General features: G+C 37.7%; 10 protein-coding genes. 3 read left to right on the top strand and 7 right to left on the bottom strand.

All coding sequences use genetic code 11. The features are described from left to right. Positions 1 to 36: 36 nt before the first annotated feature. Both BM143_RS07105 and dusB read left to right on the top strand, forming a co-directional pair. Positions 37 to 3,228 (top strand): hypothetical protein, encoded by a 3,192-nt coding sequence (locus BM143_RS07105; RefSeq protein ID WP_090023904.1) that lies wholly within the window; start codon positions 37 to 39, stop codon positions 3,226 to 3,228. A gap of 178 nt (positions 3,229 to 3,406) precedes the next feature. Continuing rightward, positions 3,407 to 4,402, top strand: a complete 996-nt coding sequence (gene dusB / locus BM143_RS07110; RefSeq protein WP_090023836.1) for a tRNA dihydrouridine synthase DusB — start codon at positions 3,407 to 3,409, stop codon at positions 4,400 to 4,402. A gap of 41 nt (positions 4,403 to 4,443) precedes the next feature. On the opposite strand, the gene deoC is transcribed toward dusB, so the two are convergent. The 5 genes from deoC to BM143_RS07135 form a co-directional block, all read right to left on the bottom strand. Then, the gene (gene deoC, locus BM143_RS07115) at positions 4,444 to 5,187 is read right to left on the bottom strand and encodes a deoxyribose-phosphate aldolase (RefSeq protein ID WP_394332556.1); all 744 of its coding nucleotides are present in this window, start codon (positions 5,185 to 5,187) and stop codon (positions 4,444 to 4,446) included. Positions 5,188 to 5,192: 5 nt separating this feature from the next. After that, the gene (locus tag BM143_RS07120; protein WP_034723648.1) at positions 5,193 to 5,663 is read right to left on the bottom strand and encodes an Lrp/AsnC ligand binding domain-containing protein; all 471 of its coding nucleotides are present in this window, start codon (positions 5,661 to 5,663) and stop codon (positions 5,193 to 5,195) included. Positions 5,664 to 5,681: 18 nt separating this feature from the next. After that, positions 5,682 to 6,623: an endonuclease/exonuclease/phosphatase family protein gene (locus BM143_RS07125; RefSeq protein ID WP_090023838.1), complete on the bottom strand. Its 942-nt coding sequence runs from the start codon at positions 6,621 to 6,623 to the stop codon at positions 5,682 to 5,684. A 375-nt stretch (positions 6,624 to 6,998) separates the two neighbouring features. After that, on the bottom strand, positions 6,999 to 7,670 hold the full coding sequence (gene trmD / locus BM143_RS07130) for a tRNA (guanosine(37)-N1)-methyltransferase TrmD (RefSeq protein WP_034723646.1): 672 nt from the start codon (positions 7,668 to 7,670) through the stop codon (positions 6,999 to 7,001). After that, the gene (locus BM143_RS07135; protein WP_090023839.1) at positions 7,667 to 8,929 is read right to left on the bottom strand and encodes an NAD(P)/FAD-dependent oxidoreductase; all 1,263 of its coding nucleotides are present in this window, start codon (positions 8,927 to 8,929) and stop codon (positions 7,667 to 7,669) included. The genes trmD and BM143_RS07135 overlap by 4 nt, the downstream gene beginning before the upstream one ends. Positions 8,930 to 8,994: 65 nt before the next feature. Between BM143_RS07135 and BM143_RS07140 the strand changes: the two genes are divergently transcribed. After that, on the top strand, positions 8,995 to 9,858 hold the full coding sequence (locus BM143_RS07140; RefSeq protein WP_034723642.1) for a glycoside hydrolase family 25 protein: 864 nt from the start codon (positions 8,995 to 8,997) through the stop codon (positions 9,856 to 9,858). A 262-nt stretch (positions 9,859 to 10,120) separates the two neighbouring features. On the opposite strand, the gene BM143_RS07145 is transcribed toward BM143_RS07140, so the two are convergent. Continuing rightward, positions 10,121 to 11,767, bottom strand: coding sequence for an alpha/beta fold hydrolase (locus BM143_RS07145; protein WP_090023840.1), 1,647 nt, complete (start codon positions 11,765 to 11,767; stop codon positions 10,121 to 10,123). A 144-nt stretch (positions 11,768 to 11,911) separates the two neighbouring features. Further along, on the bottom strand, positions 11,912 to 12,424 hold the full coding sequence (locus tag BM143_RS07150) for a 5' nucleotidase, NT5C type (RefSeq protein WP_090023841.1): 513 nt from the start codon (positions 12,422 to 12,424) through the stop codon (positions 11,912 to 11,914). Positions 12,425 to 12,808 lie beyond the last annotated feature (384 nt).

Raw genomic sequence — 12,808 nt, forward strand, 5'->3', positions numbered from 1 at the left:
TTGCGCAATTTTTTTCTTCTGATCGGTTTATTTTTCATGGGCATATTTTCGGCTCATGCACAAATATTTTCGTGGAAAAATCCAAATATTCCGCAAGACAGTATCAAGAAAGACAGCATTCTTGCTGCAAGGTTTGAACAGGACATTTTTGCAAAGGATACCCTTGATTTTGTAAGAACCAACAACAAAATCATTGTAGACGAAGCCGTATTGGCCAAAAACGATAAAAAACGATTTTTAGGTGAACTGAATTCCAAAGGTTCCATCATCCGTGGGATTACTTTCGGTAACAATCAGGGGCAGTCTGTACAGAGTTCTATGGATCTCCAGATCTCCGGACGTCTTTCAAAGGACGTTACTATTTTAGCCAGTATTTCGGATCACAACTTACCTATTCAGGCTGACGGTTATACGCAAACTTTAGAAGAGTTTGACAAGATTTATATGCAGCTTAATATTAAGGATAAATCGATCCTGAGAGCCGGACATCTTGATCTTGTAGAAGCTAAGAGTTATTTTGCAAAATTCCAGAGACGAAGCATGGGAATTGAGTTCCAGACTGAGTTTGGAAATGATAATAAAACCTTTGTAGACGTTTCTATGGGCGTCGCACGAAGTGAATTCCACAGGGTACGTTTCCAGGGGGTGGAAGGTAACCAGGGACCTTATCGTCTGACGGGGAAAAACGGAGAACAGTTCATCACGCTTATCTCAGGGTCCGAGCAGGTATTTATTGACGGTATTTTGATGAAGCGTGGAGAAAACCAGGATTATATCATCAACTACAATACGGGTGAAGTCACATTCACCAGTTTCCGTCCGATTTTCCAGCAGAATTTCATTACGATTTCTTATAATTATACGAACAGAAATTATTCAAGATATTTATTTACCGGAAAAGTTGAGCATCAAAGGGAAAAGCTTAAAGTAGGGCTTAACTGGTTCATGGAAAATGACAACAAAAATGCTCCTCTTGCCCTCAATCTTTCTAAGGAAGACGAACAGATTCTGGCAGACGCCGGAAATAACCCTGACTTAATGTATGCTCCATCAGGTGTGGTTACCGCGTATGATGTGAATAAAATCCTCTACAAACTAAATCCCGCCGGGAATTTCTACGAATTCTCTACCGATCAGAATGAAACACTTTATCAGGTTTCTTTTACTTATTTCGGGATTAATAAAGGAGATTATAAAATCACACAAACTACAAATAACGGACGTGTTTTTGAGTATGTAGGCAATAATATGGGAGATTACAGAGCAGTTAGAAAGCTTCCTTCGCCTCAGAAATCACAGGTCTATTCAGTGAATTCCGAATATCTTTTAAAAGAAGGAAAAATAGGCGCAGATTTCTCCCTGAGTAATTATGATCTGAACCTTTTCTCCTCAAAAGATGCGGCTCAGAATATGGGGTATGCATGGCGTGTTTTCGGAAATAAAACGTTCACAAAAAGCAAATGGAAAGGAACTCCAAGTTTTGAATACCAATATATTGATAAGCAATTCCATATCTTGGACCGTATCAATGATGTGGAATTCTCAAGAGACTTTAACTTAGTTCAGGAATTCAGCCAGCGAACTCAAAACAGATTTACGTTCAGCTTTTTAAATAAATGGAACAATAAATCAACCCTGAACTACAGAATCAATTATCTGGATGAACAGGATACGTACAAAGGGATAAAAAATGACCTGGATTTTGGCTGGATCACTGGAAAGTTCTTCACCAAAGGAAATTTATCCTACCTTAATACAAACGCTACCCTTCAGGATACTAAGTTTATCAGAGGTGGAGTTTCAACAGAATTTACCGGTAAAAAAGGAAGCTGGGCCTTCGGAGGAAGCATGGAACATAATGAGAAAAAGTATAACGATACGCAACTCATGGATGTGACCAGTTTCAGCTGGAAAGAACTTTTCGTACAGAAAAAAATCGGCGACAGTACCCGCACAAAATTGTTAGCCAAAGTGTATATGAGGGACAATGACTCTGTCCGTAACAACAGGCTTGAGAACATGAACAACATTTTGGGGATCATGGCAGAAACTCAGCTGATTAAAACAGATAAAACTACTTTAAATGCTTTGGTGCACTACAGAAAATTCTTCTACCAAAGTAATGAAGGGGATGTAAGCAGAAATAACGACTTCGTTGTCGGGAATATATTGTATAACCAGCAGTTATTCAGAAACGGGATGCGTCTGCAGGCTTTTTATGAACTTGGAAACGGACAGGAAGCTCAAAGAGAATTCCAATATCTTAAAGTAACGGACGGACAAGGTGTCTATAAATGGACCGATTATAACGGAGACGGTATCCAGCAGCTCGATGAATTTGAAATTGCAGAGTATTCCGACCTGGCACAGTACATTAGGATTTACACGAATTCTGTACGTTATATTCCTTCCAATAAAAATAAAATCCAGCTGGCATTATTCGTTAATCCATCCATTGTATTCAATTCTGAAAATAAATTTTTAAAGCGTTGGAATTTTAATGTCTCGTTAAATTCACAAAACTCATTCTATAAAAAAGATAAGGTTCTGGTATTGAATCCATTCGAAAAAAACAGTGACCAGATCCTTAAAAATCAAAATATTTTAGCTTCTGCACAGTTCAATCCCACTGAAAAATCAGGATGGAACGGAAATTACCGTTTCATCACCAATGACAACCTGATCAATGCCAACTTCAGTAATGAGGAACGTCAGCAAACGTCTCACTTTGTCAATGTCGGTTACTGGTTCAATAAGGAATTCAGGGTCGATTGGGAGAACTCCATTCATGATCTCAAAAACTCATCCCAGCTTTTTGCCACAAGGGATTACCGTTTGAATAATGTTGAGACGAAACCAAAGGCAACCTATAAATTTACAGATGCCATTCAGGCCGAGCTTTCTTCTGCTTACCGCCAAAAAAAGAGAATTGACGGTGAAGAATTACTGAAGGCTTTTGACATCACAGGAACCATCCAATGGGAGCGTAAGAAAACGTCCATCAGAGGAAATTTCTCTTTTATCAATAACAATTTCACCGGAAACAATTTCAGTATTGTCGGAAACCAGATGCTGGACGGCCTTAAGCCCGGAAAAAACCAGGTGTGGAGCGTCTTTATTCAGCAGGCGATCAACTCTTTCCTTCAGCTTAATTTTAATTACGAAGGAAGAAATTCCGGAGAACGAACCATTCACATTGGAAGTATGCAGGTGAAGGCAAGTTTCTAGTTGCGTTGGAGAGTTTGAGTGTCTTAGAGTGGGAGCTAATTACTGGTTGCTAGTTGCTGGTTGTTTCGTTATCACTTATCATTCATAACTCATCACTTATAACTCATCATTCACTCCTCTATCTTCACCATAGAAATTATCATATTCCCGAATGTTTATAATTTCGTAAATTTGCCGCATGGTAAAAATAGGCAATATAGAACTGCCGGAATTTCCGCTTTTGCTGGCTCCGATGGAAGATGTAAGTGATCCTCCGTTCAGACGCCTGTGCAAGATGCATGGGGCAGATCTGATGTATTCAGAATTTATTTCTTCTGAAGGCTTGATTCGTGATGCGATGAAGAGCCGTAAGAAGCTGGATATCTTCGATTACGAAAGACCGGTCGGGATCCAGATTTTCGGTGGAGATGAGGAAGCAATGGCAATGTCTGCAAGAATTGTAGAGACGGTAAACCCGGATCTGGTAGACATTAATTTCGGATGTCCTGTAAAAAAAGTAGTATGCAAAGGAGCAGGCGCAGGAGTTCTTAAGGATATTGACCTTATGGTACGACTTACCAAAGCTGTTGTAACCTCTACTCACCTGCCCGTAACGGTTAAGACCCGTTTGGGATGGGACAGCACCAGCATCAATATCGATGAAGTGGCAGAGCGTCTACAGGAAACAGGTATCAAAGCATTAACAATACACGCCAGAACCCGTGCACAGATGTACAAGGGTGAAGCTGATTGGGAACATATTTCAAGAATTAAGCAAAATCCTAATATTGAGATTCCTATTTTCGGAAACGGTGATATCGATTCTCCGGAAAAAGCTCTTGAATACAAACAGAAATATGCGTGCGACGGAATAATGATTGGTCGTGCAGCGATTGGTTATCCATGGATTTTTAATGAAATCAAACATTTCTTTGAAACCGGAGAGCACCTTCCTGAACCGGTGATTGCAGACCGTCTTTTGGCTGTTCGCCAACATGCAGAATGGAGTGCCGAATGGAAAGGGGAAAAGCTGGGTCTTATTGAAATGAGACAGCATTACAGCAATTATTTCCGTGGGGTACCTCACTTCAAAGAATTCAGAAAGAAATTCCTGGAGGTCTATACTTTGGAAGAAATGGATGCCTTAATTAAAGAAACACAACAATTCTACGAAGAATATCAGGCACAGGTATAAATAAAAAAACCATCAAAATTTTGATGGTTTTTTTTATGTTTTTAATAACCTCCGGATGAGGATTCGTTTTTAATTAATGCCAGTGCTGAGGAAGTTCCAATTCTTTTCACTCCCATGTTGATCATTTTTTCAGCATCTTCAGGAGTTCTTACCCCTCCTGCAGCTTTTACAGGGAGTTTCCCTGCATTATCGAGCATAATTTTAATACCTTCAAATGTAGCACCGTTAGGTTTTCCACCTTCCGTCTGGTAAAAGCCTGTAGAAGATTTTACAAAAATATTCGGGAGCTCATTTTCAGAGAATTTCTCTTCTGCCCAGGTTGAAATATTTTTGGTAAGATCTGCGATCTGCTCATCGGTAAGTGCTGCAATTTCAATGATCCATTTAACCACTTTTTGATGCTGCAATCCCAGTTGAGTACATTCTACAAATTCTTTTTTCACCAGTTCCAGATCTCCTTTGAGATACGCACTGTAATTAATAACAAAATCCAGTTCATCCGCTCCGTTTTCAATTGCTTTCGAAGCTTCCGCAAGCTTTTCTTCAATAGAATAGGTTCCTTCATGAAAACCTATCACGGTTCCTACCGCAACATTTGAATTTCTTTCCTGAATATACTTTTTGATATCAGCTACATAATCCGGACGGATCATGACGGCAAAAATACCATTATCAATGGCTTCCTGCGCTAATTCTTTATCTAATTGTAATGTTTCTTCGTTTGAGATACCTGACTGTGCAGGTGTTTTCAAATAGGTTGAATCCAAATATTGGGCAATGTTCATAATCGTTATACTTTCAGTTGTCTGTAAATACCTTGTTCCAAAGATATGAAAGTTTCTGTTCTTGTCACTCCTTTAAACTTCTGAAGTTTGTTAAGGATCTGCATAAGATGGTCGTTGTCCTTGCAAAGAACTTTTAAGAATATAGTATAATTCCCTGTGGTATAATGAGCTTCTACTACCTCATTCACATCATGCAGAGATTTTACAACATCAGGATAATGGCTGGGCTGATCCAGAAATACCCCGATATACGAAATTACTTTGTATCCTATTTTTTTAGGATTAAGAAAAGAAATAGAGTTTTCAATAACTCCGGCGTGCTCCAGTTTTTTGATTCTCTGGTGTACTGCCGTTGTGGAAATTCCCACGTTTTTCGAGATGTGGGCTAATGACGTTTTAGCGTTATCCATTAGCATGTAAATGATCTCCTTGTCAATTGAATCTAAATGATAACTTGTGTTGCTTGAATTTTTCATTTTCTACTTTTTTATTATTTATGTTTTTGTTTCTTCAAATTGCACAAAAACCGGAAAGTGATCGCTGTATCCGCCCAAATACCGTGTACCGGCATAGGTTCGGAAGGGTCGTCCTTCAAAATTTCGTGTCCGGCTGCTTATTTTTTCAGAATTAAAAATTTTGGCATTCTGAAAGTTCAAAACATCGTTGTCAAAAAGAGATTTTGACAAGATAATCTGATCATAAAGCAGACCTGACTTATAATGAAAAGTAGAATAATTTCTTGTAGAGAACAACTCTTGAAAAGGGTTTACCAATACCTCCTCATGATCGTTGTCGTAGAGAATTTTTACTAAATTTTCATCATCCGGGTTTTCGTTAAAATCACCGCACAATATCACATGTTCCTTTTCTTCAAGTACAATCCTCAAGATCCGAGAACGGATCTCATTAAGAATAAAGTCTCTTTTGGGCTTGTTAATGTCTTTTTCTCGCTTGGAGGGAAGATGGGCGATAAAAACATTAACAACAGTTCCTTTATATTTAATTTTAGAAAATAGTACGTCTCTGGTTGTGTCGTAATTTTCTGTGTTTTTTTTATTTATAATTTCAAAGAAGAAAGTAATAGTTTCTGAATCTATAATTTCTAATTTGCTTTTATCATACAGCAGGGCAACATCCACCTTTCTTTCATCCATAGAATTGTAATGTACAATCCCGTATTCGGAATTAAAGGGTTCCATTTCTACCAGATCTTCCAAAACTTTCCTTCCGGAGACTTCTGAAAGTCCAATTAAAAATGGGAGGACGCCATTTTCCTCCTTCATCAGTTGAAAAACGTGTGATATTTTAAATAGCTTGTTCCTATATCTTTGTTCGTCCCAATTTTTCAAGCCCGATCTCGTAGGATCTAATCTGTGGACTGGTTTGGGATCAGGTAAAAATAAATTTTCGACATTGTAAAAAGAGAACATCTCCATCTGCACAAATTGCTATCTTAAAATTATCACTTTCTTTTCCGTTGTAAATTTATTATTTTTTTTCAAATTCCGTTAATTTATTTATACTATTTTTATATTAATGTTATACAATAAATGTAACTTATTGAATAAAAAACATCAACAAGAAAGCTTTTATACAATTAAATTATTAAGCATTTATAATTATTAACTCACAGGAGAAAATCAAAACAATATATTTTTTTCAATTTAACAAGAAAAAAATTAAGTTTATTGATAATTTTGATTAATAATTTTCGCTCATTTTAATTTTTACATCAATTCTCATTCCGTTTTATTTTTAACGATAAAAAAATGTAAAAAAAGTACCGATTTTGGGTAATTTATTTATCTCTTTTAAAGTAAATCCGGACGTTTTTCCTGAGTAATCCTTACAGCTTCTTCGTGACGCCATTCTTCAATCTTGGCAAAATTGCCGCTTAAAAGTATTTTTGGAACCTCTAAACCTTTATAAACTTCAGGTCTTGTATAGATAGGTGGCGAAAGAAGATCGTCCTGAAAACTGTCTGTAAGAGCGCTCTGCTCATCATTCAGGACTCCGGGAACCAGTCTTATGATAGAATCTGCCAGAACGCATGCTGCCAGTTCTCCTCCAGTAAGTACATAATCCCCGATTGAAATTTCTTTGGTAATGTGAAGCTCACGAACCCTCTGGTCAATCCCTTTGTAATGACCACAAAGGAAGATCAGGTTATTTTTTATAGAAAGTGAATTGGCTATTTTCTGATTCAGGGTAACACCGTCGGGCGTCAGATAGATCACTTCGTCATAGTCTCTCTGGGATTTAAGCTCAGAAATGCACTTATCAATTGGTTCTATCATCATCACCATTCCGGCTCCGCCTCCGTAAGGCTCATCATCTATCTGCTTGTGCTTATTGATCGCCCAGTCTCTCAACTGGTGAAAGTGAACTTCTACCAAACCTTTATCCATTGATCTTCTTAAAATAGAAGTCTGAAACGGACTTTCCATCAATTCAGGAAGTACGCTTATTATGTCAATTCTCATTGTAATGTTCCGTTTTTCTTATTCGGTGAAATAATTAATCTTAAAGAAGAATCTTTGTTGAAGTAGCTCCACATCCAGTTGAAAAAGACTGCCAGTTTATTTCTAACACTCAAAATCAGCATCAGGTGAAGGAACATCCAGAAATACCACGCCAGGAATCCCTGGAATTTGATAAACGGAAGATCCACTACTGCCCTGTGTTTTCCAATGGTTGCCAGTGAGCCCTGATCTTTATACTCATACTCTACCCACTCGCTTTCATTCTTCTTCAGGAAATTTTTCCCTAAATTTTTTGCTTGATTAATGGCTACGTTTGCTACCTGCGGATGCCCCTGCGGATACTTTGGAGTTTCCATATAGGCAATATCGCCGACTGCATAAATATTATCGTACCCTTTTATTTTATTAAATCTATCTACTATGTATCTGTTTCTTACTAATTTTTCTTCCGGAAATCCATCGACTACATTTCCCGTAACACCTGCTGCCCAGATCACATTATTGGACGGAATATCTTTTCCGCTCTTCATGTAAACTTTGTTGCCGTCATAATCCGTAACGATCTCACCACTTAAGAAAGTAACGCCAAGATCTTTAAGATATTTTTCAGACTTTTCCTGAGCCTCGCTGCTCATGACAGCCAGAGGTTTTTCGGTAGAACTCACCAGAATGATTTTAAGCTGGTCAAAATTCATGTAGGGATAATCTCTCGGAAGAATTTCTTTTTTCATTTCTGCAAAAGCTCCTGCCAGCTCTACACCGGTAGGTCCGCTTCCAACAATAACAATATTCCAGTTACCATCGTCGCTTCTGCTTTTTTCGAGAATCAGCTTTTCAAAGGTCATCAGTATATGATTTCTGATTCCTATCGCTTCCTGGGTATTTTTCATCCCGAAAGCTCTTGATTCCATGTCTTTATTACCAAAGAAATTCGTTTTACATCCGGTGGCTATGATGAGTTTATCATAGGTAAATTCGGCTTCATCCGTGATCACTCTGTTGTGCGCAGGATCAATTTCTTTTACTTCGGTAAGACGGAATTGTGTATTTCTGGATTGCTGAAAAATCTTTCTGAAAGGAAAGGAAATATTGGAAGGTTCTATCCTCCCGCACGCAACCTGATAAAAAAGCGGCTGAAACATATGATGATTCACCCGGTCCAGAACGATTACTTTTTTGTTCTTGTTATTTAACGTTTTTGCAAGCTGCAGCCCCGCAAATCCTCCTCCTATAATGATGATTTTTTCGCGTGTTTCCATAATACACAAATTTACTGATTTTATTTAGCATTTAGTAGTGAAAAAAGTTAGTTTTGCAAAACTTTATGACACCCAGAAAGTACACCAAAAAAACTGCCAAAAAGGTACATGAGAACCGTCGGAAGAATTATTTTTTCCGGAGAAAAGTAATATTGGCCGTTTTAATTCTTGCTTTAATAGGGACCGGATTTTACCTGAAGCAGTCTATCAGCTATTATTACGCGTTATACTTTAATAAATTCAGTCATAAAAAACTTCACAACAGCGAAATAGAAACTTTAAGGATTCAGAAAATACTTTCTTCGAATCTGGATAAAACGTATGGTTTTGACGTTTCGCATTATCAGAACAGAGAAGATATTAAATGGGACAGTTTAAGCATCGGCAATAAAACCATTCCGCTTGAATTTGTAGTGATGCGTGCCACGATGGGAAACAGGAATGCCGACAAGCATTTTGATGAATTCTGGGCAAAAGCTCAGAAACATAATCTAATCAGAGGAGCCTACCATTTTTACAGGGCTGATGAGGATCCTGTGATCCAGGCCAATAATTTTTTAGCGAACGTAAAGCTGGAAAGCGGTGACCTTCCACCGATTCTGGATATCGAAAAGATTCCCAAAAGAAAGACCAATAAAAAGCTGATCGAGGATCTGAAAGTATGGTGTAAGATCGTAGAGGAAACCTACGGTGAAAAACCGATTATCTACACTTACTATCACTATTACAAAGATTTCCTGAAAGGTGAATTCGATGGCTATCCGCTCTGGCTGGCGAATTACAACGATGTCCCTTCTCCTACTCCCAATGACCACTGGGATTTCTGGCAGTTTACGGAAAACGGAATCGTTCATGGCATCAATACCAAAGTAGATCTTGATATTTATAACGGAAGTACGTGGTCTTTGAAGAGACTGACGCTGGATTAGTAAGAAGGGAAGATGGAAGCTGGAGGAAGGAAGTTTTTGAAGTCAGAAAGAACAACTCTCCCCTAACTTATTCACTTTTAAAATCTATTTGATAATTTCATGAAATGAGTGATAAAAATCAATCGTCTGCGATATCTTCCATCTTCCTTCCTCCATTCCAAATCAAAATTTCAACTCATTCCATCAATTTATTAAATAACCGATAGAATTTAATCGACTGCAATATCTCCCAGCCTACATCTCCCCTCTTCCATTCCAAACCCTATTTCCCCAGAAACTTCAAAATATCTGCATTCAATTCGTCTGCTTTTTCAAAAGGAATCATGTGGGTGGCATCTTTGTAGATCTTCAGCTCTGCATTTGGAATTTCTTTGGCGATCATTTCCGTATGATCCTGCTTGATCACATCTTTATCACCAGCGATTACCAAAACAGGGCTTTGTATTTTTGAAAGATCTTTTTTGCTTATATGAGGTTCTTTCAGCATAATCATTACCAATCTGCGTTCGTCGAATTTCTCCGGTTTGTTCTCAATATTCAATACCAGAAGCTGGTTTTTCATATGATTAACGAGTCTTTCGTCAACGCCTTCGGGAAAGGCATTCGCTCCGATGGCAATTAATTTATTAAGGTTTTCAGGATATTTTAAAGCAAACTCAAGTCCTGTAATTCCGCCATCGCTCCAGCCGGCAATATTTATTTTCTTTAATCCCAGCTTATCTGCAAGCGCTTTTATATCGTCTGCAAATTGAATATAGGTAAACTGTCTGTGAGAAGTATCGGTACTTTTACCCTGTCCTCTGGTATCTACAACAATCACTTTGAATTGTTTCGAAAGAACCGGAATCTGCTGGTAAAAATCTTTTATGCTCCCTGAATTTCCATGAAGCAGAAAAAGAGGTTCTCCTTCTCCGTAGGTTTCGTAGTAAAGTTTTGTGTCTTTTAATTCAATATAACTACCTGAAGATTCATTTTTCCCGTAGCCGGAATTCTCAGATGCAGCCTGATATTGGGACACATCGGAAACCAGCCCTTCAAGGTCATCCCCTAAAGCTGCTGCTTCATCTTTGGAATTTTTTGCACTTTTATCCACTTTTACATCTATATTGATCGCTGGTGCCGCCAGTGTCATTTTGTGCCAGTCTCCATAAAACTTCCTCATAAATCCTGTCCGGAACAACGCTGCACTGATATTAATCTTACCATCAAATTCTTTCAAAAACTGAATTCCGACAAAGAATTTCCCCTGCACCCAGATATTATGCTCGTTGACATCCAGTGTATAGGTTCCGTCTTTGATCATATCTTGCGTAAGTTCCACCGTGATTTCTTCATCCAGAATATTTTCATTTGGAAATCCGTTTTTCTCACTGTAAATACTGTACCGCATCAATACGGGCCTATCGGAAGTGTAGCTGGCAATATTGAGATTGATATTTTTGATCTTGGATCGTTTGCTGGCATTAAATTCCAAAGCCGTTTCACCAAGAAAATCTTCTTTTTTAAATTTAGAATTCACGGAATACAGGACACTTTTCGTTTTGGTATTGACGCCCCAGTTTTTATCAACCAGTTTCTTGACTTTAATGTTGACTTCTTTTATATTCTTAACCTTTTCTCTTAAAAATATCTGTCTGCGGTCCTGCTTTCTGAAATTCTGTACGGTTTCCGCATACGGTTCATAGCCGGGAACTTCTATTCTGAGTTTTCGGGAAGCATCCAGTCCGGAAAGATCAATGGAAAAATTCCCCTTCTCATCGGAAACCGTTCCTGCATTTTCTTTTTCTATCCCAATTTTCACGTAAGGAACAGGCTGGTTTTCATTTTTGGAAATCACCGTCCCGGAAATGACTTGTGCATGGAAAGAATAAGCTGCTAAAACAAAGAATAAAGTATTCAGTTTTTTCATGATATAAGTTTGCTGCAAAATTCTTTATTTCCGGCCTTCAACACTCATAACAGCTTATTAAATTTAAGATCCGTTTAGTTAAATTTTCTGTAAAATATCACCCGTTTGTGATCCAAATTCTAAAAAATATATAAACTTTTATTTTTAAAGGATGTTCATGATGTCATCCCATGAATGCACTCTTTTGTAATTTTCGTTTTCAATCAGTTCGTTGTGCGGCTGAGTGAAAATTAATTTCTCCCCTGCAAAATGATCCAGATTCTTAGGATAATCATCAATCATTACATCTCCGTGGACTACTCTTTTACTCCCGCATAAAACGATTTGTTCCCAGCTGATGAACGGGAAATGTTCCGCCAACCAGTCAAATTTTTCTCTTAAGCTGTTGGGAAATTCCATTCCTGCGGAAACAATGTAGAGTTCATATTTATTGTTAATGTATTCCAACGCGTCGCGGCTTCCTTCCATTACCGGAAGTGTTCTGAAAAAACCAACTTCATTAACGTGTTTCTTTCCATTCGGGAATGCTTCTATTTCAGACATTCCAGCGAGACCAGTGATCTCAATTTCTTTTCCGGAGTCTCTTTTTTCAAACTTCACCAGCTGATGGTATACATCCGCCATCACCCCGTCCATATCGACAATTACTTTTTTCATTATTTTAAATAAGATTTAGCATTATTTGGCAGCAAAAATCGCGCCTTAGATCAATCAAAATTAGGGAATGTGTTTGGGGAAATTTACTTGATGGGTATTAAATAAATCTTAATTTTAAGGGATGGAAGATGGGAAGCCGGAAAAGAGAAACGATTTAAATCCGAATATCTTTGTACCCTTGTCAAGATTTTGAACCTTGACATTCTATGTTAATTGCCAACTTTTAAAAGTTAAAATATTTATATTTTATTAATAATTGTGTTGATATTGTATTCTATTCTTTAAAATTCCGAAAGCTTGTCTTAAAAGTTTATTGCATACAGCAATTAATGCTACTTTTTTACATTTCTTTTTTTCCAGAATTCTTTCATAAAGAGCTTTGCA

This window comes from Chryseobacterium oleae (genome assembly GCF_900115055.1).
GTDB lineage: Bacteria > Bacteroidota > Bacteroidia > Flavobacteriales > Weeksellaceae > Chryseobacterium > Chryseobacterium oleae.